This window comes from Nitrosomonas marina (genome assembly GCF_900111605.1).
Classification (GTDB): domain Bacteria; phylum Pseudomonadota; class Gammaproteobacteria; order Burkholderiales; family Nitrosomonadaceae; genus Nitrosomonas; species Nitrosomonas marina_A.
In genome coordinates this window covers 78,841-104,983 of the sequence record NZ_FOIA01000003.1, presented here as the reverse complement: position 1 = coordinate 104,983, position 26,143 = coordinate 78,841, and the positions used below count along the sequence as shown (strand labels likewise).

22 protein-coding genes are annotated in these 26,143 nt (G+C 48.6%); 7 read left to right on the top strand and 15 right to left on the bottom strand.

All coding sequences use genetic code 11. From position 1 onward, the window contains the following. Positions 1 to 226: 226 nt before the first annotated feature. Both recN and BMY62_RS02340 read right to left on the bottom strand, forming a co-directional pair. Positions 227 to 1,900 (bottom strand): DNA repair protein RecN, encoded by a 1,674-nt coding sequence (gene recN / locus BMY62_RS02345; protein ID WP_090656025.1) that lies wholly within the window; start codon positions 1,898 to 1,900, stop codon positions 227 to 229. Between the two features lie 15 nt (positions 1,901 to 1,915). Continuing rightward, on the bottom strand, positions 1,916 to 2,788 hold the full coding sequence (locus tag BMY62_RS02340; protein WP_090656022.1) for an NAD kinase: 873 nt from the start codon (positions 2,786 to 2,788) through the stop codon (positions 1,916 to 1,918). A 347-nt stretch (positions 2,789 to 3,135) separates the two neighbouring features. On the opposite strand from BMY62_RS02340, the gene hrcA reads away from it, so the two are divergent. Together hrcA and hemH are read left to right on the top strand one after the other, a co-directional pair. After that, a complete protein-coding gene (gene hrcA, locus BMY62_RS02335; protein WP_090656018.1) occupies positions 3,136 to 4,155 on the top strand; it encodes a heat-inducible transcriptional repressor HrcA in 1,020 nt (339 codons plus the stop codon). Between the two features lie 44 nt (positions 4,156 to 4,199). Beyond that, positions 4,200 to 5,285 carry a ferrochelatase gene (hemH, locus tag BMY62_RS02330; RefSeq protein ID WP_090656015.1) on the top strand — a complete coding sequence of 362 codons (1,086 nt, stop codon included), beginning with the start codon at positions 4,200 to 4,202 and terminating at the stop codon, positions 5,283 to 5,285. Positions 5,286 to 5,300: 15 nt separating this feature from the next. On the opposite strand, the gene gshB is transcribed toward hemH, so the two are convergent. The 3 genes from gshB to BMY62_RS02315 form a co-directional block, all read right to left on the bottom strand. After that, entirely contained in the window at positions 5,301 to 6,245 is a 945-nt protein-coding gene (gene gshB / locus BMY62_RS02325; protein ID WP_090656012.1) for a glutathione synthase, read from the bottom strand. A gap of 30 nt (positions 6,246 to 6,275) precedes the next feature. Then, positions 6,276 to 7,550 (bottom strand): glutamate--cysteine ligase, encoded by a 1,275-nt coding sequence (gshA, locus tag BMY62_RS02320; protein ID WP_090656009.1) that lies wholly within the window; start codon positions 7,548 to 7,550, stop codon positions 6,276 to 6,278. A gap of 299 nt (positions 7,551 to 7,849) precedes the next feature. After that, the gene (locus BMY62_RS02315) at positions 7,850 to 9,445 is read right to left on the bottom strand and encodes a hypothetical protein (protein ID WP_090656005.1); all 1,596 of its coding nucleotides are present in this window, start codon (positions 9,443 to 9,445) and stop codon (positions 7,850 to 7,852) included. Between the two features lie 155 nt (positions 9,446 to 9,600). Here BMY62_RS02315 and BMY62_RS02310 point away from each other — a divergent pair, with 155 nt between their 5' ends. The 4 genes from BMY62_RS02310 to BMY62_RS02295 all read left to right on the top strand — a co-directional run bounded on the left by BMY62_RS02310 (position 9,601) and on the right by BMY62_RS02295 (position 13,931). Then, complete coding sequence (locus tag BMY62_RS02310) at positions 9,601 to 9,978, top strand: VOC family protein (protein WP_090656002.1); 378 nt, start codon at positions 9,601 to 9,603, stop codon at positions 9,976 to 9,978. Continuing rightward, positions 9,965 to 12,043: a TonB-dependent receptor family protein gene (locus BMY62_RS02305; protein ID WP_090655999.1), complete on the top strand. Its 2,079-nt coding sequence runs from the start codon at positions 9,965 to 9,967 to the stop codon at positions 12,041 to 12,043. Before BMY62_RS02310 ends, BMY62_RS02305 begins: the two co-directional genes overlap by 14 nt. Before the next feature lie 91 nt (positions 12,044 to 12,134). Beyond that, positions 12,135 to 13,295, top strand: coding sequence for a PQQ-dependent sugar dehydrogenase (locus BMY62_RS02300; protein ID WP_256207395.1), 1,161 nt, complete (start codon positions 12,135 to 12,137; stop codon positions 13,293 to 13,295). Beyond that, positions 13,296 to 13,931 carry a DUF938 domain-containing protein gene (locus BMY62_RS02295; protein ID WP_256207394.1) on the top strand — a complete coding sequence of 212 codons (636 nt, stop codon included), beginning with the start codon at positions 13,296 to 13,298 and terminating at the stop codon, positions 13,929 to 13,931. Positions 13,932 to 14,145: 214 nt separating this feature from the next. Here BMY62_RS02295 and BMY62_RS02290 read toward each other — a convergent pair whose 3' ends face one another. The 7 genes from BMY62_RS02290 to BMY62_RS02260 all read right to left on the bottom strand — a co-directional run bounded on the left by BMY62_RS02290 (position 14,146) and on the right by BMY62_RS02260 (position 22,168). Continuing rightward, the gene (locus BMY62_RS02290; RefSeq protein ID WP_090655992.1) at positions 14,146 to 16,533 is read right to left on the bottom strand and encodes a DNA internalization-related competence protein ComEC/Rec2; all 2,388 of its coding nucleotides are present in this window, start codon (positions 16,531 to 16,533) and stop codon (positions 14,146 to 14,148) included. Positions 16,534 to 16,556: 23 nt separating this feature from the next. Then, positions 16,557 to 17,708, bottom strand: coding sequence for an AmmeMemoRadiSam system radical SAM enzyme (amrS, locus tag BMY62_RS02285; RefSeq protein ID WP_090655988.1), 1,152 nt, complete (start codon positions 17,706 to 17,708; stop codon positions 16,557 to 16,559). Beyond that, positions 17,701 to 18,300 carry an AmmeMemoRadiSam system protein A gene (amrA, locus tag BMY62_RS02280; RefSeq protein WP_090655985.1) on the bottom strand — a complete coding sequence of 200 codons (600 nt, stop codon included), beginning with the start codon at positions 18,298 to 18,300 and terminating at the stop codon, positions 17,701 to 17,703. Before amrA ends, amrS begins: the two co-directional genes overlap by 8 nt. Positions 18,301 to 18,322: 22 nt before the next feature. Further along, positions 18,323 to 19,120, bottom strand: coding sequence for an AmmeMemoRadiSam system protein B (gene amrB, locus BMY62_RS02275; protein WP_090655982.1), 798 nt, complete (start codon positions 19,118 to 19,120; stop codon positions 18,323 to 18,325). Between the two features lie 100 nt (positions 19,121 to 19,220). After that, positions 19,221 to 19,922 (bottom strand): hypothetical protein, encoded by a 702-nt coding sequence (locus BMY62_RS02270; RefSeq protein WP_090656178.1) that lies wholly within the window; start codon positions 19,920 to 19,922, stop codon positions 19,221 to 19,223. Positions 19,923 to 19,965: 43 nt separating this feature from the next. Next, on the bottom strand, positions 19,966 to 21,105 hold the full coding sequence (locus tag BMY62_RS02265; protein WP_090655979.1) for a PilT/PilU family type 4a pilus ATPase: 1,140 nt from the start codon (positions 21,103 to 21,105) through the stop codon (positions 19,966 to 19,968). 22 nt (positions 21,106 to 21,127) lie between these two features. Next, positions 21,128 to 22,168: a type IV pilus twitching motility protein PilT gene (locus BMY62_RS02260; protein WP_090655976.1), complete on the bottom strand. Its 1,041-nt coding sequence runs from the start codon at positions 22,166 to 22,168 to the stop codon at positions 21,128 to 21,130. A 271-nt stretch (positions 22,169 to 22,439) separates the two neighbouring features. Between BMY62_RS02260 and BMY62_RS02255 the strand changes: the two genes are divergently transcribed. Further along, a complete protein-coding gene (locus BMY62_RS02255) occupies positions 22,440 to 23,282 on the top strand; it encodes an inositol monophosphatase family protein (protein WP_090655974.1) in 843 nt (280 codons plus the stop codon). Between the two features lie 156 nt (positions 23,283 to 23,438). Here the strand turns inward: BMY62_RS02255 and scpB are convergent, their stop codons facing one another. From scpB to BMY62_RS02240, 3 genes are read right to left on the bottom strand one after another with little or no spacing between them, the layout of a single operon-like run. After that, a complete protein-coding gene (gene scpB / locus BMY62_RS02250) occupies positions 23,439 to 24,092 on the bottom strand; it encodes an SMC-Scp complex subunit ScpB (RefSeq protein WP_218142920.1) in 654 nt (217 codons plus the stop codon). After that, a complete protein-coding gene (locus BMY62_RS02245; protein WP_090655971.1) occupies positions 24,067 to 24,891 on the bottom strand; it encodes a segregation and condensation protein A in 825 nt (274 codons plus the stop codon). Before BMY62_RS02245 ends, scpB begins: the two co-directional genes overlap by 26 nt. 14 nt (positions 24,892 to 24,905) lie before the next feature. Beyond that, the gene (locus BMY62_RS02240) at positions 24,906 to 26,108 is read right to left on the bottom strand and encodes a tryptophan--tRNA ligase (RefSeq protein ID WP_090655968.1); all 1,203 of its coding nucleotides are present in this window, start codon (positions 26,106 to 26,108) and stop codon (positions 24,906 to 24,908) included. Positions 26,109 to 26,143: the final 35 nt, after the last annotated feature.

The following is a 26,143-nucleotide window of genomic DNA, read 5'->3' as shown; positions in this document are numbered from 1 at the left end:
GTGTCAATGAGCGAGGCGCATTGCGCCAAAATATATGTCCAATGGTGCAATGCCCGCTGGTTATTGCACCCTACAAACCAAGGAAATTTATCACCCAATTACGGGTAGGGTTTAAATAAACAGAGCGTATTGCACCAAAACAGATACACCCATGGGTGCCTTTCGTTGGATATTGCATATCTGTTGATCTCAAGTTGAATCGGACGATTCTTTCAGGAAACATATTTCATTCTGCCGCACTGTTTTGCAGCATTTCCGCCGCATGTTTACGCGTGGCTTCGGTCATTTTCACGCCGCCCAGCATGCGTGCGATTTCGTCCACGCGTTGATCGTTGTCGAGCATTGTTATGCGACTTTGTATCTGTTGACCGCCGGTTTCCTCTGTTTTGGTCACCTGCAAGTGGTGATCGCCTGCGGCGGCCACTTGCGGCAGATGAGTAATGCACATCACCTGCCGTGAACGGCCGAGCTGTTTGAGCAGCCGGCCGACTATTTCGGCGACGCGTCCGCCGATACCGACATCCACTTCATCGAAAACAAGCGTCGGCACCGAACCGGTCTGGCTGGCGATAACCTGTATCGCCAGGCTGATGCGGGACAACTCTCCACCCGAAGCCACCCTGGCGAGGGGCTTGAGCGCCAGTCCTTTGTGCGCGGCAACCTGAAACTCGACCTGCTCCAGACCGCTCGCACTCGCCTGCTCCAGCGGTTCAAACGCAACTGAAAATTTGCCGCCGGCCATGGCAATTGTCTGCATGGCTTCGGTCACAGCCTTAGCCATAGTCTTTCCGGCTTTGCGCCGTTTTTCACTGAGCCTTTCTGCAAGTTCGCGATAGGTTGCCAGTGCAGCCTGCTCCTGTTCAGTCAATTGGGCAAGATTTCCGCCACTGTCCAGTGATTCGAGCTGAGCAGCTACATCATCAAGCAAAGCTGGCAATGCTTCGGGCGCGACACGGTATTTTCTGGCCATGCCGTGGATAACTGTTACGCGTTGTTCGACTTCCTGCAGATATTGCGGATCGATATCAAGTTGCTGCCGGTAATGCCTGAGTTCGTAAATACTTTCCTGTATCTGTATCTGGGCTGAATCCAGCAGGTCAATTACAGTCTGCAACTGGCTGTCGTATTCGAGCAGATTCTGCAACCGGTTTTTCACCGCGCCGATTTGTGAAACTGCGGCCGTATCATTTTCCGACAATAATTCGATCCCGCTCTGGGTCGCCTCCAGTAAACCGGCCAGGTTGCAAAGCCGGCTGTGGTCCGTCTGCAAAGTTTCCCACTCATTGGCAGTCAGGTTGAGTTCCGAGAGTTCACGCTTTTGCCATTCGAGCTGTTCGCGTTTTTCAAGCGACTCGGCCAACCGCTGTTCGCAGCCGACCCGTTCCTGTTGGATATCCTGCCAGTTTTGAAACGCAGTTTTAACGGCTTGCGCAAGTTCAAAGCAACCAGCGAACGCATCCAGCAATTCGCGCTGGGCCGATTTCTGCATTAAGGCCTGGTGCGCGTGCTGGCTGTGGATGGCCACCAGATAGTCTCCGGCAGTACGCAATTGCTGCAACGTCACTGTATGACCGTTGATCAGTGCGCGTGAACGGCCGTTGGCGTCCAGTACGCGCCGCAGGATGCAGCTACCCGGATCGCCCTGCAAATCATTCTGATCCAGCCACTCACAAAATTCCGGTAACGCTTCAGTATCAAACAGCGCACTGATCTCTGCACGTTCGCATCCCTGGCGAATCAGGCTGCTATCGCCGCGTTCGCCCAGGGTCAGTGACAGCGCGTCGATCATGATAGACTTGCCGGCCCCGGTTTCACCGGTCAACACCGTAAAACCGGCGGAAAACTCCAGTTCCATCCGGTCGACAATGACAAAATTGCTGATGCTGAGCAGTCTGAGCATGGTCAAGGTTATGGATTAATGCAGTTCACTCCAGCCCAGCTTCTCGCGCAACATGCGGTAATAACTATGATTGACGGAGTGCAACAGGCGAACCGTCTTGGGAAAACGTCTGATGATAATGCGGTCGGATTGCTCCAGATCGTAGCAGGAATGACTGTCGCAGTGTACGCGCGCATCAAGCGAACTGAGCATATGCACTTCGACACTCGCATCGGGCCCGACCACGATCGGGCGATTACTCAGCGTATGCGGACAAACCGGCACCAGCGCAATTAGATCCAGGCTTGGATGAAGAATGGGACCGCCCGACGACAGCGCATAAGCCGTCGAGCCCGTCGGTGTCGCTATAATCAGTCCATCCGAACGCATCGTGTTGACGTATTCATTATTGATGCTAATCTGAAACTCAACCATACCGCTGCTCATACCCCGGTAAAGCACCACGTCATTGAACGCCAGCGCGCTGAATACACTGCTGTCGTTGCGTATTACCTCTGCATACAACAACATGCGGCGCTCCGCCGAATAATGTCCCTGCAGCATCTCGTTAAGCGTTTCCAGCATGGTGTCGGTCGACAGGTCCGTCAAAAAACCCAGACGCCCCTGGTTGATCCCGATCAGCGGCACATCATAGGAAGCCAGCATGCGGGCGATATTCAACATGGTTCCATCACCTCCCATGACCACGGCAAGATCGGCCTGACGGCCGATTTCTTCGAGCGTCAGCGCTTTGTACGTATCATTCGGCAGATAAGACGCGGTTAAATGATCAACAAAGACCTCAAATTCCAGCCTGGTCAAATATTCAGCAAGATCGAGAATAGGCGCCGCTATCTCCGGATTCTTATGCTTACCTATCAACGCTATCGATTTAAATGGAAAACTCATTACTGAATATTAATTAACCTGCAATTTTTGTGCCGGCCTCATGTCTGTATACAAACTGTCATGCGTGTACTCTACAAAGCCGGTTAATTCGTTAAAATTAGCATACCGACTGTATGGCAAACAACTGTAAAATAGTATGCCACAGCGGTAACCCCGAATGATCCGGCTAAGATGATTGGTCAAATACCGGATTCGAAATACTTCTGAAAAAGGATGAAAATAATACGCTACGCCCATATATTCCTTATTGGGAAGTGTAGCATTATATGAAAGAATTTATACTAACCCGTCGATATCAAAAACAGACAGAACAATTTATATTACTCAGATTGTTGTAAAATCAGCATATGCTTAATGAAAGAGCCCAAATACTGCTAAAAACACTGGTAGAGCGATATATCCACGAAGGCCAGCCGGTGGGGTCACGTTCGTTATCCAAATTTTCGGGCCTTGATTTGAGTCCGGCGACTATACGCAACGTCATGGCTGATCTGGAGGAAATGGGGCTGGTCATGAGTCCTCATACGTCCGCCGGCCGGATTCCGACCCCCAAAGGCTACCGGCTGTTTATCGACCATCTGCTGGTGATCAAATCACTACGCGAAGAGGAGCTGCATCAACTTGAGAACCATTTGCACCCTGACAACCCGACTCGTCTGGTCAATGCGGCTTCGCAGCTGTTGTCTGAATTGACGCATTTTGCTGGTGTCGTTGTGACGCCAAAGCGCACCGGCGCTGTTTTCCGTTATATCGAATTTATGGCATTATCGGAAAAAAGAATTCTGCTGATTATCGTAACGCCCGACGGCGATGTACAAAACCGCATCATTTTCACCGACACACCCTACAGTCAGACCGACCTGATTGAAGCCGGCAATTTTATCAATCAACATTATGCCGGCTGCACACTCGATGAAATCCGCAGCAGAGTGCAGACCGAATTGAAACAGCTCAGACAGGACATGACCAAATTGATGAACGCGGCGATAGAGGCCGGCGGCGACGCGGTCAAAGAAAGCAGCGAAGTCGTCGTACTCGCCGGCGAACGCAGGCTGCTCGACACGCTGGATGCATCAGAGAGTCTGACCAGCCTCAAAAAACTGTTTGAATTATTTGAGCGTAAAACAAAACTGCTGCAGCTGCTTGAGCTCAGCCGTAATGCACACGGCGTTAAAATTTTTATTGGCGGCGAGTCCGACGTTGCCGCGTTTGACGAATTCAGCGTTATCACGGCGCCATACGAAACGGAAGGCTCGGTTGTCGGCACTGTCGGTGTAATCGGTCCCAGGCGTATGGCATACGAGCGCATTATTCCGATTGTCGATGTGACTGCGAAACTGTTGTCCAGCAGTCTGTCAAAACAATAACACTATGCAACTTCCCGACTCATTTGCACTAAAGGCCTTGAACCATGAGCAATGAACCCGAATTCCAGCATGGCACACCGAGCAAAACAGGCGTGCTCCTGATCAACCTGGGCACACCGGACGCCCCGACCAAAGAGGCGCTGCGACCCTATCTTCGGGAGTTCCTGAGCAATCCGCGTGTTATCGAAGTGCCGCGGCTGATCTGGTGGCCGATATTATACGGATTCATTCTGCCGTTCAGGCCCAAACAATCGGCGGAAAAATACGCTTTGATCTGGACATCCGAAGGGTCTCCGCTGAAAGTGCATACCGAACGCCAGACAGCGTTGCTGGCCGAAGCGCTGCAGAATTCGGCCAACCCGGCACCAATGGTTGAATACGCCATGAATATCGGCAACCCATCCGTCGCCAGTGTTGTCAATAAAATGGCCGAGGCCGGTTGCGACCGGATTCTGATTATTCCGCTGTTTCCACAATATGCGGCAAGCAGCACCGCCGCTGCCATGGATGCCGTTTTTGCTGCGCTTGGGTCGGTTCGTAATATGCCGGCCATTCGCACCGTCAAGCAATATCACGATCACTCGGGCTATATCGCAGCGCTGGCTCAAAACATACGCGATTACTGGGAACAGCATGGCCAGCCCGACAAACTGATCATCAGCTTTCATGGTGTTCCACGCAGAAACCTGGACAAAGGCGATCCATATCACTGCTTTTGCCAGAAAACGGGCCGCCTGCTTGCAGAAGCGCTGAATCTTGGCGAAGAGCAGTATCAGGTCTGTTTCCAGTCGCGCTTCGGACGTGCGCAGTGGCTGCAGCCTTATACCGCCGAAACACTGGAACAGCTTGGCAAGGCCCAGACCCGCCGTGTCGACATTACATGCCCCGGTTTTGTCTCAGATTGTCTGGAAACACTGGAAGAAATTGCTATCGAAGGCAAGAAAACCTTCACCGAAGCCGGCGGCAAGGAATATCATTACATTCCCTGCCTGAACGAACGTGCTGACTGGATCGACGCCCTGTCCGAAATCACCAGATCCAATCTGCAGGGCTGGCTGGAACCGGCGCCGTCTCAGGAAATGCTTGAGCAGTCAAAACAGCGTGCGCTGGCAATGGGGGCTCACAAATAAAAACTAAGGAAATGTTTAATTGTCTTCAACCGCATTGATCATCATCCCCGCAGCGTTAAAACCTGTCTGTTTATAAATTTCCTGAATGCCGGTCGGACTGGTCACATTGATTTCTGTGAGACAGTCGCCGATGACATCAAGGCCGACGAGCAGCAAACCCTGTTCGACCAGTTCCGGACCGAGGGTTTCCGCAATTTTTTTGTCGTAATCCGATAACGGTTGCGCAACGCCGGTACCGCCGGTATTGAGGTTGCCGCGGGTTTCTCCCGGTTTGGGAATGCGCGCCAGTGCGTAGGGCACAGGTTTACCGGCAATCAGTAAAATACGTTTGTCGCCTTTGGCGATCTCCGGTATGAAGCGCTGCGCCATGATGGTGCGTGTACCATAATGGGTCATGGTCTCAAGAATGACATTGACGTTATGGTCCGCGTCATGGATTCGAAAAATACCCGATCCGCCCATGCTGTCAAGCGGCTTTAGAATGATGTCGCGATGTTGATGCAGAAATTCCATGATCAGCGACTCCTGGCGCGTGACCAGTGTCGGCGGCATAAACTGCTGGAACCGGGCGATGGCAAGTTTTTCATTGAAATCGCGAATGCTCCGCGGGCTGTTGATCACCCGCGCCCCCTGCCTTTCCGCCAGTTCCAGCAGATAGGTGCTATAAAGATATTCCATGTTAAACGGCGGATCCTTGCGCATCAACACGGCGTCAAACCCCAGCAGGGGCAGCATGTGCCTGTCACCGCTCCGGTACCAGTCTACACCGGAACCGGTTGACTCAGTCAGCGCCAGACTGCGTGCGTAGCAGACAACAGTATTGTCTTTCCATATCAGATCTTCCTGCTGAATCGCATAGATCTCGTGATTGCGCGATGCAGCTTCGCGCATCATGGCGTAAGTCGAGTCTTTGTAAATTTTAAGGGTTTCAAGCGGATCCAGAATAAAGGCCAGTTTCATGTCAATGCCGGAATAATATATCGTGCCGAATCAACCGGCCGTCGGGCGCAGTTCAAGTGCAGCAGCCAGCATGGCCAGCCGTGCGACGACTCCATAGACATAATATCGCTGCGGCATCAAACCCTGTTGCTGGGTGCCGCTGGGTAACAGACAGTCCGGCTCAAACGAAATCGGCACAAAATGCATGCCAGGTGCATTCAGGTTTTCATCCATGCCTCGACCGGTATGCACGCGGTAAAAACCGCCTACGACATAATGGTCGATCATGTAAATCACCGGTTCGGCAACTGCCTGGTTAATGTTTTCAAACGTGTAAACTCCTTCCTGTACCAGCACATTGGTAACCAGCACTCCTTCTTTCACAACAGCCATTTTATTGCGCTGTTTGCGGTTCAGCTGATACACTTCTTCACCGTCCTTGACCGTCATGATACCCATGCCGTAGGTGCCTGAATCGGCCTTGACGATGACAAACGGATCTTCCTTGACACCGTACTCCCTGTATTTCTCACGTATTACGGCAAGAATTTTGTCGGATGATTTGGCCACACAGTCCTCACCCTGTTTTTCCCTGAAATCAATTTTTCCACATGAGGTAAAGTAGGGATTGATCAGCCATGGATCGATTCCGATCAACTCGGCAAATTCATCGGCAACTGTGTTATATGCCTTAAAATGTTCTGATTTTCGTCGTGTCGCCCAGCCTGCACGCAATGGCGGAATAATGGTCTGATTCAGATCCTGAAGTATCTCGGGAATACCGTTTGAAAGATCGTTGTTCAGCAAAACCGCACAGGGATCAAATCCGTCAACACACAAATGATTGTTTTTCCGAACCACCGGCTCGAGCGTGATTGACTGTCCGTCGGGCAGATTGAATACCGTCGCGGACTTGATTTCGGGAATTAATGAGCCGATGCGAACGTTCAACCCGGCATGTTGCATGATCGTCTGTATCGACGCGACATTCTGCAAATAAAAAGTGTTACGGGTATGATTCTCGGGAATCAGCAGAATACTGTGCGCATCGGGACAGATTTTCTCTACGGCTGTCATCACGGCCTGCACGCACAACGGGAAAAACTCCGGGTTCAGATTGTTGAAACCGCCTGGAAACAGATTGGTATCAACAGGTGCAAGTTTAAAACCACTGTTACGCAAATCAACCGAACAGTAAAAAGGGATGCTGCATTCGCGCCACTTGCCACGCAGCCAGTGTTCTATCGATGGTCTGGCATTGTTAATCCGGTTTTCCAGATCCAGAACAGGCCCGCGCAGCGCGGCGGATAAATGAGGTACGGGCATTACTCAGAACTGTGGCTATTCATCAAGATGCTCTAGTATACATCATGCTTGTCAGCTTGTATTCCGCGACTTGCACTGCTGGATACCGATAAAACGTCACTTCAACAAAAAAGTTGTTCTGACAACAGGCAGGGAAAGTATACTGGCAGGTAGTTGCAATCGCGCCGAACAGATCTACGCATTCACTACAGATTCAATATTATTGAACGACCAGGTTTTAATTATTCAAAGCAAAAACAAGCCCCGTTGTTATAAAAAACGGGGCTTGCTGTTTTAAGACGTTTTGTGCCGTATTGTCCTTAGAAATTAAAGGTCCATTCCTCGGTCCAGTCGTCATCCGCATCTTCGAATGCGCCGACATAGTCAACCGTATCAAAAAATGCATCGTTCACCGGCGCGCCGCTCAGTGTCAGCGGAGAACCAACAGCTGGTAAATAACCATTCAGCAATGCATCTTCCTGACTGTTGCCGGCCTGTGATGTAAACCAGTCGGACACAGCAAATGTAGCGCCGTTTCCGTCCAGGAAATTGTTACCGCAATTCACAAAGGAATTAACCATCGTCAATTCGCCCGTCAGGTTACCCGGTGCACCTGCGTTGATGAATGTCGCTTCGCCATCGATTGAAACGCAATCCGGAAAACCACTGATGACTGAATTCCAGATATTTGCACCGGTCCCGCGACGTAACAGTACACCCTGCGTTGCAACTGGTGCGCCGATTATGGTCATGTTGGACAAAACTGGTTTGGCACGAGGCTCGATATCGTTGTTGACTTCATTGTTATCCGCTTCTATACCACGGTCACCGTCATCGTCTGCCTGTTTGATCAGTACAAATTGTGCTTTTCCAGTCCACCCACTACCCCAGTCCAGGCTGTCATCACCGATGTTGGTCAAAACCAGATGCTTCAATCCAACTGTGCCGCCGAACATTTCAACGCCATCATCAAGACCTTCATGTACCTGCACGAAATCGATGACAGTACCGGATCCCACGCCGTTAAGTGTCAAACCGTTCAGCTCTTCATTAGGCCGCACGGCAAAACCGGCAAACAGAATCTGTGTATATTTGATTACACCACTGTTGTCCGCTGGATTGTTACCACCAAAGAATTCGGATGTAATTGCTTCAAAGGGTATTTCACACGGGCTAACACCCTCATTACAGCCATTTACCGGCGCATTGCCCGAAATTACCAGACCGCCCCATTCACCGGCGGTTTGCTGCAGCGGCCCACTCATAACAATCGGATTGTCCGGTGTACCCTCAGCCATAATTTTTGAGCCGCGTCTGATCCACAGATAATCCGCACCCTGCTGACCAAATATCTGTGTTCCCGGATTGATTGTCAGTGTTGCACTGTTTACGTTATCACCGCCGATAAAAACGCCGCTCGATACAATCCACTGTATATTTTTCGTCAATGTTATATTCTGATTGTATTCACCGCTCAAAACGCACGATCCTTCAACAGGGCCGGGAGTTGAGAAGCTCGGGCAACCTTGAAAACTGTTGCTGACCAGTTGATCCACTGTAAAACGTAACGGGTTTGAACCCGGAACAAGTTTGAGTTTAGCGTAGAAATCATTTGCGCCGACGACAACGGAAGGTACGTGTACGGCGGTAGTTGCAGAATCAAATACCACGCGCTGTTGACCTTTGACCGCCGGTATTGACTGTGCGGCAACTAGCTGCAGTCCATCACCGCTGAGTTGCAACTGTGCACTGTAAAACTCGGACGATGCCCCATTTAGGACCTCTACGACGGGCATATCGACAATACCCGTTGCCGGGTCAAATGTCGCTGCAGCGAAACTGCTTGTTGAAAACGCGCCTAGCATAACCGCCGACAGTATTGTTAAATTGCAATGTTTATTGTTTGACCTTAGCATTCTTTTCTCCAATTTTATGTATGCTGTAAACCTCGGTGTAGGAACTTTACCAAGCGAATATGACAGGAGTGTTACATAGTGGTGAATGATTCATATTTACTATACGGCCATATAGACAACACAGAAAGTAGTCAACACAGAAAGGAGATAGTGTTATGCCCATTACATTGAATCACACAATCATCCCTGCGCACGACAAAGACAATAGCGCACAATTTTATGCGCGCATCTTCGGGTTTGAATGTATCGGCGCTTTTGCTTCGTTCCAGGTTGTTCGCGTGAACGACACGTTATGCCTTGATTTTGCCAATCGTGACACATTCGAGCCACATCATTATGCTTTCAAGGTATCCGAAGATGAATTCGATCAGATCTTCGAGCGTATCCTGGATGAGAAAATTGTCTACGGCAGCGGGCCCTTCGAGCCTGACAACATGCGCATTAATCACAATTATGGTGGCAGAGGCGTCTATTTCAAAGACGAAAACGGGCATCTGCTCGAAATGTTGACGACTGATTATGAAATGGAATAGCCACGCATCCGCAAAAGCATTTATATTTATTGCTTTAGTGTTGACGGCGTTACCGGTTTTTGCACAGGTGCAGAAAAAACAACAGACAATCATGCTTGAACCCGTCAATGTGACGGCCACGCGCAGCGAACGTTCAAACCAGGAAATTCCTCACGCGATTTCACAGTTTGACCGCTATCCACAACAACAATTTCAGCCTGGCGTAACAATTGATGAATTTGCACGCAGCACACCCGGTGTTTTTTTTCAGAATCAAAATAATTTTGCCCAGGATTTACGCATTTCGATCCGCGGTTTTGGCGCACGTTCAGCATTTGGTGTGCGCGGCATTCAGATGTATGTTGACGGCATTCCGCAAACACTGCCCGACGGTCAGACACAGCTTGATTCAATCGACCCGTCATTGATTGACCGCATGGAAATTGTACGCGGTCCGATGGCGTCGCTGTATGGCAATGCTTCCGGCGGTTTGATCAGCATATCGACACGTAAAGCACCGCAGGAACGGTTTATGGCTTCACCACGTCAGGTATTCGGTCAGTACGGTCTGTTTAAATCCGAACTGTTTGCCGGGGGAAGTTACGATCAGTTTGATTACACCCTGTTCGGTTCCCACCTCCAACAGAACGGCTGGCGCGATCACAGCAATGTGCAGAACTATTTCTCTCAAGCCAGGATGAATTTCAAAGTTGGTAACGATTCGGATCTGATGCTGATATTCCGAAAATTTTATTCGCCTGAGTCCAAGGACCCAGGCGGCCTGACACGTGAGCAGGCGCGTAACGATCCAGGTCGCGCGTCATCCAGAAACATACAGTTCAATGCTGGTGAAGAAGTAAACCAGGAGCAAATGGGGATACGTTTTCGTAAAAGACCGACTGCAAATCAGGAACTGTCAGTGACCGCGCATATGCTGCACCGTGATTTTCAGAATCGTCTGCCTTTCTTTGACGGCGGGCAGGTTCGGTTTGACCGGCTGGTCGGTGGTGTCGCAGTGCAATACCGGCATGATCACCGATTGTTTGACCGTCCCAACCGCCTGATTATTGGTCTTGATTACGGTATTCAAAATGATGACCGTCAACGGTTCGATAACAACGATGGCAAACGTGGCGCATTGACTCTGAACCAGATTGAACGCGTACAGAATGTGGGACCTTTTTTGCGCAATGAATGGCGCATGCATGATAAGCTTGATCTTGTTATAGGCGGACGCTGGGACTGGCTGCATTTTCAAGCCAAGGATGCATACCTGTCGGATGGCGACCAGAGCGGTGACAAGACGTTTTCCCAGGGCAGCGGCACCGCAGGGCTGGTATATCATCTGAATCAACAGCACCAGATTTATACCAACATTGCTACAATCTTCGAGACGCCAACATCCACAGAACTCATCAACAACCCAACCGGGCGCGGTGGGTTTAATACAGGGTTGAAACCACAGACATCACTCAGCCAGGAACTGGGTGTACGCGGCCTGATAAAGGAATTTCAGTACGAATCCGCATTGTTCTATATTTACTCATGGGATGAAATACTCCCGTTTGAGTTACCCGAGGCACCGGGACGCGCTTTTTTTCGCAACGCAGGTGAATCCAGCCGGCTGGGTGTGGAAACACGAATGGCAACACCTGAATGGCACGGACTGCGCGGCGAGGCCAGTTATTCCTACTCTGATTTCAGATTTGAGAAATATACTATCGACAACGCCAATCTGAAGAATAATGTGTTTCCAGGGATACCCGAGCACCGCTGGGAAGGGCTGCTGCGCTATGCGCATCCGTTTGGATTTTACGGCCAGTTCCATGTACAGCATGTAGGAACATTTTTCGTCGACGATTCCAACTCGATCACCAACAATGCCTATACCCTGGGACAACTACTGTTTGGCTGGGAAAAACGTTTCAGCTGGCTCGAAGGTGGTATTTTTGCAGGCATCAACAATCTGTTTGATGAACGTTATAATGCCAATACCCGCATCAATGCGGCTTTTGGACGTTATTTTGAGCCAGGGGCGCCCATTAATATATTTGGTGGTATCAGGATACGTATTACGCCATTCTGACCAGCTTCAGTGGATTGGGCAGTTAAGCTATTGAGACAGTCACGCAACGATGATACATTGCTGTCAATACTTCAAAAACCGAGGAGAAAAGATGACTTATCTAATTTCGATGAATACTCATCTTTATAAAATTTTCGCTGGTTTAGTGTTGATCCTGCTGTGTGGCTCGCTGTTGACGCCCATTGCAAACGCTCAGCGTATTCAAACGGCATTTGATGTCAAACTGCTCGCGCGAGGACTCAATCACCCATGGGGAATGGCTTTCCTACCCGATGGCAGAATGCTGGTTACAGAACGTATTGGCCGGCTGCGCATCGTTACGCCTGACGGCCGCATATCCGAACCTGTAGACAATGTACCCAGGGTCTATCACGAGAAACAGGGCGGTCTGCTCGACGTTGCACTTGATCCTGATTTTGCTGCCAATCAGTTGATTTATCTGTCCTATGCCGAGCCCGTCAGCACATCCGACGGCACTATTGCCAGCACCGCTGTAGCACGTGCGGAACTGGACGGCAACAGCTTGAAAAACCTGAAAGTCATATTCCGTCAGGACCCCAAAACCCACGGTGGTCAGCATTTCGGTTCGCGTCTGGTATTTGCGCCAGACGGTAACCTGTTTATCACGCTTGGCGATCGTGGCAATCATATGGAAGAAGCGCAGCATATCGATAATCATATCGGTACCATTATTCGCATACGGCCAGACGGCTCTGTACCGGAAGACAATCCGTTTGTAAAAGACAGTAAGGCAAAACCCGAAATCTGGTCGTATGGTCACCGCAGCGTACAGGGCGCGGCAATACATCCCGAAACTGGTGAATTATGGATCCATGAACATGGTCCGCGAGGCGGTGACGAAATCAACATTCCCAAGCCTGGGAAAAATTATGGCTGGCCAAACGCCAGCTATGGCATGCATTACTCAATGATACCGATCAAAGACGAACATGCTGAACAGGGCTTTGAAGAGCCTATTTATTTCTGGACACCATCGGTTGCGCCTTCCGGCATGCTGTTCTATACAGGCAACATGTTCCCCGGATGGCGCAACAGTCTGTTTATCGGCACGCTTGCCGGCCAGCATCTGATACGATTGTCGGTCAGCAAAAACAAAGTACTGGGCGAAGACCAGTTGCTAAAAAATACCCTACGCTATCGTGACGTGGAACAAGGTCCTGATGGCGCTATTTATCTGTTGACCGATGAAGATGACGGCAAGATTCTGAAACTGGTACCATCGCAAAAATGATTGTTTCAAACGATGCAAGCCGCATATTCTGAAGCGGCGGAGCGTAACAAGTGGCCAATTCTGGAAAAACTGCATACATTACTGGCCTCTAGTAAATCCGTATTGGAAATTGGCAGCGGTACCGGTCAGCATGCGGTTTACTTCGCTTCCGCCCTCTCTCATCTGGTCTGGCAGCCTTCCGAGCTGCCAGACAAATTACCTATGTTGTTAAGCCACTGCCTGCATCGCCCGTCGGAAAATCTGGCCAGACCTATTGCGCTGGATATCGATAACGATCAAAACTGGATTGCTATTCAGGCTGACACTGTATTTACTGCCAATACCCTGCATATCATCCATTGGCCTCAGGTTTGCAAACTATTTATACGAGTAGGCAGTCTACTGCCTGCAAATGGTTTATTCTGCACCTATGGCCCGTTCAACACAGACGGCCGCTACACCAGCGAAAGCAATGCGCAATTTGATAGTTGGCTGAAAAACCGTGACTTCAACAGCGGAATTCGCGATATTCGTGATTTGCAGTACTCGGCTGAACAAAATGGTCTAAGATTACAGGAAAACTTTGAAATGCCAGCCAATAATCGCTTGCTTGCCTGGCGCAAGCTGGCAAGCGAATCGGTTAAAGCGGCACTGTAACATTTTCTATTTCAAAGATAACTGCTGTAGGCGTTGTCACATGTATCGGCACGCCGGTGCGATCGCTACAAAAAAACATACCTCAGCACAGACAGCAAATAACACCCAGAACATTTTGATTCCGAGTACTCAAATTTACTTTTTTTATCAGAGAACCAATGCTGATAGGTTCAACCGTTCTCCCAATACAACTTGGACAGAAACAGCTGGTGCACTAAAATTTTTGCTGCCAGTAGCGTGGGCGTAACTGCCGCCAGCTGCCAATGAAAAAACCCTTGTGTTCGAAACGGATTAATATCGCACCGTGCCAGTCGCTACGCAACTGAATACTCCCCTGTGCACGGTAGCGCTCTAAAATGTCATCTCTTGGATGACCAAAACGGTTACGATAACCAACAGTAAAAATGGTAACCGCCGGATTGACCTGATTCACAAAGGCCACGCTTGAGGAAGTCAAACTGCCGTGATGCGGCGCTATCAGAACTGTCGATGGTAATTTGCCATCATTAGCGTCAATCAGCTTTCGTTCAGCTGCGCGGCCAATATCGGCCGGTATGAGTATGCTGCCGGTTGCAGTCGTTATTTTCAGCACACAACTGCTTTCGTTGGTCTTCCGGGCTGGATCGGCATAAATAGCGTGATCCGGATACAAAATTTCAAAAGTGACACCGTCCCAGTTCCAGGATTCCCCACGGACACACAACGCACTACGATTGGCTGCCTGAGAAACTGGATGATTGATATCCATTGACGAATACAACATTTTGACATCCAGGGTATTAAGTACCGATAACGCGCCGCCACTATGGTCAGAATCGGCGTGCGATATTATCATACGGTCCAGAATGCCGATTCCCTGTGCGCGCAGAAACGGTATCACGATACGATCACCGCTGTCACTCACAGCATATGACGGACCACTGTCAAACAGCAGCGTACGATGCTGTGTTTGCGCCACTACCGCCAGTCCCTGCCCGACATCGAGAACCGTCAACCAGAGCGCACCCTCAGGTGGTCTCGACGGCAGCACTAGAAACAGGGGCAGCAGAGCGACCACGCCGAGCCAGCGTCCCGGAAATCCCGTAAAGAAGTTCAATCCCAGACTGCCAGGCAGCAGCAGCCAGATGATACCCAGCACCGCAACAGCTATTGACCACAAGGGTGGGACATGTTGTTGCCAAACCGGCTGCGATAATTCATTCAGGCCCTGTAGAAACACCATCACGATACTTAAAATACCGTGCGCCAATGGCAACATAAATTCAAACGGAGGCAGAATGGATAGGAGCGTAAGCGGCACGACACACAGGCTGACCAGCGGAATTGCCACCGCATTGGCGACAGGCGATACCATCGATACCTGCTGAAACAATGCCAACAGCAATGGAACCAGCCCCAGGGTTATCGCCCATTGTACGCGCACCCAGCTGACAAGCCAATGCGCGGTACCTATACGCCCTGTCGTTACCAGCATGATAATGCTGATTGCACCGAATGAAAGCCAGAACCCGGCTGACAACACCGCCCAGGGATCAATAACAACAACCAGCAGTAGCGCCCAGGCCAGCACCATCGTAGGTGCTGCCATACGACCGCACCAGATTACTGCAGCCATTACGGCCAACATAAAAAATGCGCGTTGCGCAGGAATCGCAAAACCTGAAAGCAATGCATAAATACACGCCGCTATCAATCCTGCTGCAACAGCCGCCCGATGCGCAGGCAAGTACGATAACAAACGCACACTTTGTCGCCACATTCTGGAAACCAGGAAATATACCATGCTGGCAACAAGCGTAATGTGCAATCCGGATATAGCCATTAAATGATTGGTTCCGGTACGCGTAAAAACTTGCCATTGATCGGTGGGTATTGCGCGCTGATCCCCGGTTGCCAGAGTCATTAGAATGCCTGCATAGCGTTGACCGTCAAGTATGGAATCAAACCGTTGCTGAATCTGTTGACGCCAGGCTTCAATCCTATATGCCGGTTTATTTACCCGTACCGTTAACAATGAGTTGTCCAATGCTGAACGCACATAGCCCACAGCACGAATGTCACGTTCCAATGCCCAGGCTTCATAATCAAAACCATGGGGATTGGCGTGACTGTGTGGTCGCTTTAGACGCACCGTTATTCGCCAGCGCTCACCGGCATGCACAACCGGTAAACTATTACGCATTTCATTCTGCTTGCGCTCCAGGTACCAGGCCAGTGATAGGCGCTTGGGAACATGCGCATCAGGCGTCAGTATCTGCTCGACTTCGAATTGAAATCGAACGCTGTTACTACTGTATTGCGGCAGACTTGAAATCACACCGACTACCTGAATATCTTTACCTTCCCACGCTTTAGGCAAGGTATCAGCCAATCGCCAGTGCGCCATAGCGGCTGCCCAGAAATAACCAGCACCAAACAAAAGCAATAAAAACAAAATTCGACTGACTGTTTGCAAAATGGTTGTCTGGTTTCGCCAGCATAACACACAAGCCGTCAGTAACAGCGGCAGCACCAAAGCTTCATACGTTCCAGGTAATTCAGCTTGCCATTGCAGCAGGCTGACACCTGTGACAAATAACAGAATACCAAGCCGTATCGGCACTGGCTGAGTATTTGTTACAGCTGTTAGCTAGAACTAAGCGACTTGTGATGCACGTCGTTATTCCCCTGGGAATGGGAACGAATTCTGGAATGTATATCGACTGGAATGCGATTTCGCCCAAAACTGCCGCTAAAGTGTTCAAAGTTACCAGCAATCTGCTCACCGCAATGTGAACAGCACCCTTGATCGTTTAGGTGGTAGTGTTCAATCTCATACCAGTCACGTACAATTATTTCGCTGCCGCAAGATGGACAATACGTCGTATCACCCGCACGGTAGTGCACGTTTCCTGTATAAACATAGTGCAAACCTGCATCAAGTGCAATTTGACGCGCCTGAATCAATGTTGAAACCGGCGTGGATGGAGTCTCAGTCATTTTATAATCCGGGTGAAAGGCACTGAAATGCAAGGGCACATCACCGCCAAGCTCCCTGACTATCCAGGTACACATGGCCTCGACTTCGTTCGCCGAGTCGTTTAGTTTGGGTATCAATAATGTTGTCAGCTCAAACCAGACTTCAGTTTCTTGTTTCAGATATTTTAATGTATCAAGCACAGGCTGCAGATGTGCGCCAGTCTGCTTGACATAAAATTCTTCGGTAAACGCTTTCAAGTCGATATTCGCAGCATCCATTCTGGCAAAAAATTCGCGGCGAGGGTTGGGATGGATATAACCCGCCGTTACTGCAACCGCTTTAATTCCTTTTGCATGGCAGGCATCCGCCACATCCATCGCATATTCCGCAAAAATCACAGGATCGTTGTAGGTAAATGCGATGCTTTTACAGCCAAGCGCAGCCGCCACATCAGCGATTTCCTCCGGAGCTGCCTGAGCTGCAAGCTTGTCAAAACTACGAGATTTGGAGATATCCCAGTTCTGGCAGAATTTACACGCCAGATTGCACCCCGCTGTGCCGAATGACAGTACACTGCTGCCCGGATAAAAATGATTAAGCGGCTTTTTTTCTATTGGGTCTATACAAAAACCTGAGGATCGTCCATAAGTAGTCAGCACCATGGTATTTCCGCTCCGGCCCCGCACAAAACACGCACCACGCTGACCTTCGTGCAATTTACAGTCACGCGGACACAAGTCACACTGTATACGACCATCTTCCAGAAAATGCCAGTACTTTGCCGGATATCGTGCTTCGGCACTAATCGGTTCATCCATTGCTTCTTTCCTCTATAAAATCCGTTTCGCGCCATTTTTGAACGGTATACCGCGATAAGCAGATCGTATCATCCCAAAAGTCGGCATCTATTCCAGCTTTGAGTTTTAACTGTGCCAAAAATTCACGCGGCTGCGGCAGATCTTCCCAGACTTGCGGTAAAAAAGTGCTGTGATGTGCACCGAAAGACAGCATTACACCGTCAATACCAGGACGTAATTGTGATAAAGCATCTTTTTCACTGTAAAACGAGAGTGGATGTAATTCAGACAGCAACGACACTTCCACGATGATTGATGCAAATTCACATGTTGTCACAGGTAAAAACCGGTTGTCATAGAATGCGGCTGCAATAGCATTACTGCGTACATTCTCAAATAGTGGCTGGCAGGCCTGCAAAGAGCCGATACAACCACGCAAACGTTGTTGTTGCGTCAATGTAATAAAAGTTGCACCCGGCTCCACCAACCATTCAGCCGTAGTATCAAAAGCACCAGTATCCGTGGTGTCAATCTGCAGCGCATCTGCAATTGCTGTCCGAGCTAATGACAACAATACCTGACCCTGATCGCTATGATTTGAATTCGAATACATTCCGTTCAATTATCCGTCAATTTTAACAAAACGCAATCGCCGCATAACCTACTACTTGCTCACGTGAACCGGCAGTATCACCCGAATTTCGTAAATCAAGCAGATGTGGTTTTAAATGGCGCCTACGGGCAACCGCAATCAGGCCACTCACAGGCGTAGCACCACAGGCCTGCTCATGTGAGATCGGTTGCCTCAGTTGCAAAATCGTTTGCACGGTCGTTTTATCCACTTTTTGCGCCACTGGGTAAGGCAAATAATGCGAAAGATCCGAACTGACTATGATCAACGTCTCGTCGTTACCCCAAACTTTATCAAGCACTTCGGCAACATCTTCAGCGGAAGCTACTCCAACGGCAAGAGGCAGTAATTTAAATTCTGTAAGCACTTGCTGCAGAAATGGCAATTGCACTTCAAGCGAGTGCTCAAGCAAATGCGCATCGGTACTAATGATCACCTGTGACAAATCCGAAATAGCCCGGGCCGATTCAATATCTACATGTACGGACCCTAATGGCGTATCAAAGCACGCTACACCGGGTAACGCCAGGCCATGCAATACTACACGGTGCGAGGGACCCAGCAACACAACACGTTTAATGGATTCAGCCACAGCAAGTAATGTTCGGTAGGCTGTTGCTGCAACTGCTCCAGAATAGATATAACCAGCATGTGGCACAATCAACGCTTTTGGTGTCAGGTCATATTTCCGGGCGCTGTTTATCAATACCCGAATATCCTGAGATAACCTGTGCGCATCATCCGGATAAAAAAGGCCAGCCACAGCCGGCTTGCGAATTGGGTTAGAGCGTATACTTGTCATATAGCAATTTATCAATCTGACATAATTACTACATAAGGGTTCATTGGGCAGAATCAAGTAATCCAGCTACCAGGATAATTTTAGTTTCAGCTGCTTCTGCTCATAACGCTTTGGTATGCGACCTTTTGTCCTGATGCCTCAAATACAATCCATAACGTACCAGTGCTGATTCGAAATGCACAAATTCACCGGCAGTTTGCTTATTTTCCTTCCATAATCTCTGTAACCGGGTTACGGCTTCTAAATCAGCATTAACATCAGCAGACAAATATCCAAGTTTCCTTGCTGCACGCAAAGCCAATGGTGACAAAGGTGGCATGGCTTTGCACCAGCGCCCGCGCAACTCACGTAAAAAAATCTGCGTTGTAACCTTACCTATGCCCTTGCCCAATGCCATGATACGTTCTTCCAGATTCCGCGGTCCTGTTGCCAGCTGGTGTAATCGATTTAAATCACCGGCATATTCATTTTGCAACGTAAAGTTAACGGACAATAATTTTGTTGCTGTTTTAAAGTCGTAGCGACCGTATCCACCTTTGTCCAACAGGTCAACCAGACCATCCCAGCCTGTAGCAAGCACTCTTACGGGCGACGTAACCTGGTGACTGTTAAACACCTGCCATGTGTTTGTAGCTATTTTCTCGGATATACGCGCTCCATATAAAAGGGCGGCGAGAAACCATTTGTATATTTCACTGGACGCAAGATCATCGAGAACGATGCCCAGTACAAATGCATAACTGCCGCCCTGCTCTGCCACAAAATCATCGGGATTCCTAGTGTAATGCCACTCAGTTTGCATAAATGCAATACTAAGGCTGTTTGCAACACCGAGCAACCACCGGTTATTCCTGTATGGCTAAATGGGCTATACCCGCCGTCAAATCGGTATTTCTGGCATCCTTTCCTTTCAGTTTGATTTGTAGACGCAATTCATTCATAGAATCGGCATTTCTTAAAGCATCTTCATAACTGATCAAACCGTTTTCAAATAACTCAAACAGCGCCATATCAAATGTCTGCATTCCCAGTTCGCGTGATTTCTTCATTATCTCCTTGATTTCATGCACATCACCTTTAAAAATCAGATCAGAAATCAATGGAGAATTTAACATGATTTCAATGGCAGCCGCTCGCCCTTTTCCATCTTTTTTAGGAATCAGGCGCTGGGCAATCAGACCGCGCAGGTTGAGCGACAGATCCATCAGCAACTGCGCTCGGCGCTCTTCAGGAAAAAAGTTAATAATTCGGTCAAGCGCCTGATTGGCACTGTTAGCATGCAACGTGCCCATACATAAATGACCTGTCTCAGCAAATGCTATCGCATGTTCCATGGTTTCCCTGTCACGGATCTCGCCAATTAAGATAACATCCGGTGCCTGCCGCAGTGTATTTTTTAACGCCGCCTCCCAGGATTCTGTATCAACACCCACTTCACGTTGCGTGATCACGCAGTTAATATGTTCGTGGACATATTCCACCGGGTCCTCAATAGTTATAATGTGTCCATAAGTGTTCTTGTTACGGTGACCGATTAATGCCGCCATCGACGTGGACTTACCAGAACCGGTACCACCGACAAAAATTACCAGGCCTCTTTTACTCATTACCACTTCCTTGAGCACAGGCGGTAACCCCAGTTCATCAAAGTCGGGAATTTTCGTTGTAATCGTACGTAATACCAACCCCACTCTTTGCTGTTGAACAAACGTATTAACGCGAAAACGTCCGATACCAGCAGGATTAATAGCAAAATTGCATTCCCTGGTCTGCTCAAACTCAGCAGCCTGTTTATCATTCATAATAGCGTGCGCTAGTGCCTCGGTATGCTGTGTTGTAAGTGGCTGTTGTGAAACCGGTGTCATTTTTCCATCAACTTTTATCGCAGGGGGAAAACCCGCGGTGATGAACAAATCCGATGCTTTTTTACTGAGCATCAAACGCAACAGATCATGCATAAATTTTGTAGCTTGTGCTTTGTCCATTTTTATTCCTGAATTTCCGGATTTATCTGAAATTATCTTTATTTGCTGCTTTGATACGCGCTTCCGTCATTGTCACGACATTGCGTCTGACCAGGTCGGTCAGATTCTGATCCAGTGTTTGCATACCCACACTCTGCCCGGTCTGTATTGCTGAATACATTTGTGCAACCTTAGCTTCGCGAATCAGGTTACGAATTGCGGGGGTGCCAATCATAATTTCATGCGCGGCCACGCGCCCGTTACCGTCCTTAGTTTTAAGCAATGTCTGGGATATCACTGCTCTTAACGACTCTGACAACATGGCACGGATCATATCTTTTTCTTCTGCCGGAAACACATCAATAATACGGTCAATGGTTTTTGCAGCAGAACTGGTATGAAGCGTACCGAAGACCAAATGACCGGTTTCGGCTGCAGTCATGGCCAGCCGTATTGTTTCCAGGTCACGCAATTCACCCACCAAAATAATATCCGGATCCTCGCGCAAGGCAGAACGCAATGCATTCTCGAAACTGTGTGTGTCACGACCGACTTCACGCTGATTAATCAGGCATTTTTTACTCTCGTGAACAAACTCTATGGGATCTTCAAGGGTGAGAATGTGTCCGAAATCACTTTCGTTAATATGATTAATCATTGCCGCCAGCGTTGTCGATTTACCAGAACCTGTAGGCCCGGTAACAAGAACAACACCCCGGGGTTGCTGAGCAATTTCTGTAAAAATCTTGGGGGCATTTAATTCTTCAAGCGTTAGCACCTTGGATGGAATAGTCCGCATGACCGCCGCAGCACCGCGCTGGGTATTGAAAGCGTTAACACGAAAACGGGCAAGATTTGGCACTTCAAATGAAAAATCACACTCGAGATTTTCTTCATAATATTTACGCTGAGCGTCATTCATGATGTCATATATCATGCTATGAACTTCTTTGTGCTCCATCTCTGGCAAGTTGATTCGTTTGACTTCACCGTGCACGCGAATCATTGGCGGCATTCCGGCGGACAAATGCAAATCAGAAGCCTTGTTTTTAACTACAAATGCGAGCAGTTCGACTATGTTCATACGTATCCCTCAGACAATTTCGAATAATTCTTGAGTTTTCATATATCTGGCTCAGCCTGATCACGGCCGGTCAAGACAGGTTTGTTTTTCTTATCTACGGATAAAACGATCAGAAATTAAGTATTCATCGATATTTGCTGGTCAAACTGGAGTAATCAGGTATGCATAGCCATTCAATTTCAGCGCGGCAGTCTTTACACTTTTCTGCCTGATCACTGCTGATTCATATTAAAATGTCAGGTTATTCTTGAACAATAAAATTAGAAATACCATGCATCCAATGTTGAATATTGCAATCAAAGCCGCACGACGAGCTGGTGATATCATTAACCAGGCTTCCAGAAACCTGGATTTATTGAATATTTCCAAAAAATCCCGGAGCGATTATGTCAGCGAGGTCGATGGTGCTGCTGAGGAGGCCATCATTAAGATCCTACATGATGCGTACCCGAGTCATGCCATTCTTGCTGAGGAAAGCGGCGCACGTGGAGCTATGGCGCAAGCCGAATACCAGTGGATCATAGATCCACTGGACGGCACCACAAATTTTCTGCACGGTTTACCTCAGTATGCGGTTTCAATTGCATTAAAACATAAAGGTTTACTCAATAAAGCAGTTGTATATAACCCGAATAATAATGAACTGTTTACTGCCAGCAGGGGCGGCGGCGCGTATCTGAATAATCAACGTTTACGTGTCAGTAAGCGTACACGCCTTGAAGACTGTTTGATCGGCACTGGCATTCCATTCAGAGATCTGACACATTTAGAAGCCTATCTAAAAATGTTTAAAGATATTATTCCACGTGTTGCGGGTATTCGCCGTCCAGGCTCGGCATCACTGGATCTGTCTTACGTGGCCGCTGGTCGTTACGATGGTTTCTGGGAAATCGGATTGGCTCCTTGGGATATGGCCGCAGGTTGTCTGTTGATACAGGAAGCCGGTGGATTAGTTGGCGATCTGGAAGGTAATGATTCCTACCTGGAAAGCGGTCAGATCCTCGCGGGCAATCCTAAAGTGTTTGCACAGCTGCTGCAGGTCATCCAGCCTCACTTGAGCCAGGCGCTGATTGATAATCATCGCAATGCGAAAAACACCAGTACTGCAGTGTAAAACTGGACGCTATTTTATGCAGAGCCAGCGGAATCATTAATTCTTAACACATGTCATCATGTATCAATATTTTTGTATCAAACAATCTCAGACGATACTAAAAGGCATTCCAGACCTGCTTGACAAGTACGAATCCTAAAGTTATTCAGGCGGGTGTTATTCATTCGTTGAAGATTCCACTTCTGATTCTTCTATGCCATTCACTTCTGTATCGATCAACGTTCCGAGCTCCTCTAGCGGTGGAAGTTCCTCAAGGGCACGTATACCCAGATCATTCAGAAACTGTTGTGTAGTTGCAAGTAACGCCGGCTTACCGGGCACGTTCCGATGGCCGACTTGATCAACCCAGCCGCGCGCCGTCAATGTCTTCAGGATGGATGATGAGACACTGATCCCTCTGATTTCTTCGATGTCGCCACGCGTAACCGGCTGATAATAAGCAATAATTGCTAGCGTCTCCATTACTGCACGGGAATAGCGGGGCGTTTTGGGCGGATTCAAACGATTCAGAAAAGGCTGCATCTCCGCTTTAACCTGGAACCGCCACCCACTGGCAACACGCACCAGCTCGATACCTTTGTCTGTCCAGTCTTTGCGTATCTCCTCTAGATAGCTGCTTATTTGTTTCGATTCAACCTGGCTATCGAACAGTTTTCTCAGCATGGCTGTTGACAGGGGCTCTTGCGCAGCAAGCAGAGCTGTCTCAATCACCTGCTTGATCTGTTGTGGCATCAAGGCATTCGATGCAGATACAACCGGTTTACCATCATCGGGATCAGAACGATTAAATTGAATCGGCCGATCTGACATAAATAGCTCCAAGGGTATCAGGTTGCGTTATTTCAACCAGCATTTCCTTGGCAAGCTCAAGTATTGCAAGGAAAGTCACAATTACTTCAGCGACAGTTGCTGCCGGACTGAACAAATCATAAAACGCCGTTTGTCCGCGCTGCCGCAGATCTCTAAGGACCTGACTCATATAGGCTCTTACTGAAAGCTTCTCGCGGATAACTCGATGATGCTTATTGATGTGGGCTCTCGCCAGCAGTGTCAGCCAGACCTGGCGAAGATCATCGACAGAGACACCAGGCAGTTGATCGGGAACACACTCGTCCATCCAGATCTGCACAGTTGAAAAATCACGACCCGCCAAGGGCAATTCATTTAAACGTACTGCCGCCAATTTGATTTGTTCATACTTCAGCAACCGTTCAACCAGTTCAGCTCGCGGATCGACATCTTCGTCATCTTCGCTAACCGGAACCGGCAGTAACATACGCGATTTTATTTCGATCAACAAAGCTGTCATCAGTAGATATTCCGCAGCCAGTTCAAGCTGTTCCACCTCCATCAACTCAACATATGCCATATACTGCTGTGTTAATTGCACCATCGGTATATCAAGAATATCAAGATTATGTTTGCGAATCAGATAAAGCAGCAGGTCGAGCGGTCCCTGAAATGTATCCAAAAACACTTTCAACGCATCGGGCGGAATGTATAAATCCCGCGGAAGTTCCATCAAAGGCTCGCCGCAGATCGTTGCAATAGGCTCTGGTCCGGATTGATTCAAGGACGCATGGGTTACCGAATCCGCTGCTGAAGTCATGACTTATTACAACTTCAGGAATAATTCAGCCCGATGGCCGAGCGAATATCACGCATCGTGTCTTCTGCAAGCTGATTTGCTTTTTCACAACCATCGGCAATAATATTGCGAACCAGCACGGGGTCTTCCTCATAAATGCGGGCACGTTCTCGCATGGGCTCCAGTTCCGCCAGCACTTTTTCAATCACCGGACCCTTACAGTCAAGACACCCGATTTCTGCGCTGGTACAACCATGTTGAACCCATTTGCATGTCTCGTCATTCGAATAAATCAAGTGAAACTGCCAGACCGGGCAGACTGCAGGATTACCCGGATCAGACCGCCGCACACGCGCCGGATCGGTTGGCATGGTACGAATTTTTTTTCGTATACTTTCCGGATCCTCTCGCAGACTAATCGTATTGTTATACGACTTGGACATTTTCTGGCCATCTAGTCCAGGCATACGCGAGGCTTTTGTCAATAACGTCTCAGGCTCGCATAGAATCATTTTGCCGCCACCTTCAAGATATCCAAACAAACGTTCCTTGTCCCCCATACTCAGATTCTGCTGGGTATTCAGCAATGACTTGCCCTCTTCCAGAGCACTTTCAATGCCTTGCTCCTGGTACCGGTTGCGCAGTTCTCTATACAACTTTGATTTTTTTGATCCCAGCTTTTTAATTGCCGCTTCGGCTTTTTCTTCAAAACCTGATTGCTTGCCATAGAGATGATTAAACCGGCGGCAAATTTCTCGTGTAAACTCAATATGAGGCGCCTGATCTTCGCCTACCGGCACACGGTTTGCACGATAAATCAGAATATCCGCGCTTTGCAGCAATGGGTATCCGAGAAAGCCATAAGTGCTCAGATCCTTTTCAGTCAATTTTTCCTGCTGATCTTTGTATGTAGGCACGCGCTCCAGCCAGCCCAGTGGCGTCATCATTGACAGCAATAGAAACAATTCAGCATGTGCCGGTACTTTTGATTGAATGAACAGAACTGCCTTCGATGGATCAACACCAGCTGCGAGCCAATCTATCACCATATCAATAGCATTCTTTTCAATAATTTCGGGGGAGTCGTAATGAGTTGTCAACGCATGCCAGTCGGCCACGAAAAACAGGCACTCATACTTTTGCTGCAATTCAACCCAGTTTTTTAATACACCATGATAATGCCCCAAATGCAAATTACCTGTTGGACGCATCCCCGATAAAACACGATCAGCAAACATATGTTATGTCCTAATTTCAGATAGTATGAATCTTC

Excerpts from the sequence above, each read along its gene's own strand:
- recN (WP_090656025.1), bottom strand. The coding sequence starts at position 1,900 with ATGCTCAGACTGCTCAGCATCAGCAATTTTGTCATTGTCGACCGGATG.
- BMY62_RS02340 (WP_090656022.1), bottom strand. The coding sequence starts at position 2,788 with ATGAGTTTTCCATTTAAATCGATAGCGTTGATAGGTAAGCATAAGAAT.
- hrcA (WP_090656018.1), top strand. The coding sequence starts at position 3,136 with ATGCTTAATGAAAGAGCCCAAATACTGCTAAAAACACTGGTAGAGCGA.
- hemH (WP_090656015.1), top strand. The coding sequence starts at position 4,200 with ATGAGCAATGAACCCGAATTCCAGCATGGCACACCGAGCAAAACAGGC.
- gshB (WP_090656012.1), bottom strand. The coding sequence starts at position 6,245 with ATGAAACTGGCCTTTATTCTGGATCCGCTTGAAACCCTTAAAATTTAC.
- gshA (WP_090656009.1), bottom strand. The coding sequence starts at position 7,550 with ATGCCCGTACCTCATTTATCCGCCGCGCTGCGCGGGCCTGTTCTGGAT.
- BMY62_RS02315 (WP_090656005.1), bottom strand. The coding sequence starts at position 9,445 with ATGCTAAGGTCAAACAATAAACATTGCAATTTAACAATACTGTCGGCG.
- BMY62_RS02310 (WP_090656002.1), top strand. The coding sequence starts at position 9,601 with ATGCCCATTACATTGAATCACACAATCATCCCTGCGCACGACAAAGAC.
- BMY62_RS02305 (WP_090655999.1), top strand. The coding sequence starts at position 9,965 with ATGAAATGGAATAGCCACGCATCCGCAAAAGCATTTATATTTATTGCT.
- BMY62_RS02300 (WP_256207395.1), top strand. The coding sequence starts at position 12,135 with ATGACTTATCTAATTTCGATGAATACTCATCTTTATAAAATTTTCGCT.
- amrS (WP_090655988.1), bottom strand. The coding sequence starts at position 17,708 with ATGGATGAACCGATTAGTGCCGAAGCACGATATCCGGCAAAGTACTGG.
- amrA (WP_090655985.1), bottom strand. The coding sequence starts at position 18,300 with ATGTATTCGAATTCAAATCATAGCGATCAGGGTCAGGTATTGTTGTCA.
- amrB (WP_090655982.1), bottom strand. The coding sequence starts at position 19,120 with ATGACAAGTATACGCTCTAACCCAATTCGCAAGCCGGCTGTGGCTGGC.
- BMY62_RS02270 (WP_090656178.1), bottom strand. The coding sequence starts at position 19,922 with ATGCAAACTGAGTGGCATTACACTAGGAATCCCGATGATTTTGTGGCA.
- BMY62_RS02265 (WP_090655979.1), bottom strand. The coding sequence starts at position 21,105 with ATGGACAAAGCACAAGCTACAAAATTTATGCATGATCTGTTGCGTTTG.
- BMY62_RS02260 (WP_090655976.1), bottom strand. The coding sequence starts at position 22,168 with ATGAACATAGTCGAACTGCTCGCATTTGTAGTTAAAAACAAGGCTTCT.
- BMY62_RS02255 (WP_090655974.1), top strand. The coding sequence starts at position 22,440 with ATGCATCCAATGTTGAATATTGCAATCAAAGCCGCACGACGAGCTGGT.
- scpB (WP_218142920.1), bottom strand. The coding sequence starts at position 24,092 with ATGTCAGATCGGCCGATTCAATTTAATCGTTCTGATCCCGATGATGGT.
- BMY62_RS02245 (WP_090655971.1), bottom strand. The coding sequence starts at position 24,891 with ATGACTTCAGCAGCGGATTCGGTAACCCATGCGTCCTTGAATCAATCC.
- BMY62_RS02240 (WP_090655968.1), bottom strand. The coding sequence starts at position 26,108 with ATGTTTGCTGATCGTGTTTTATCGGGGATGCGTCCAACAGGTAATTTG.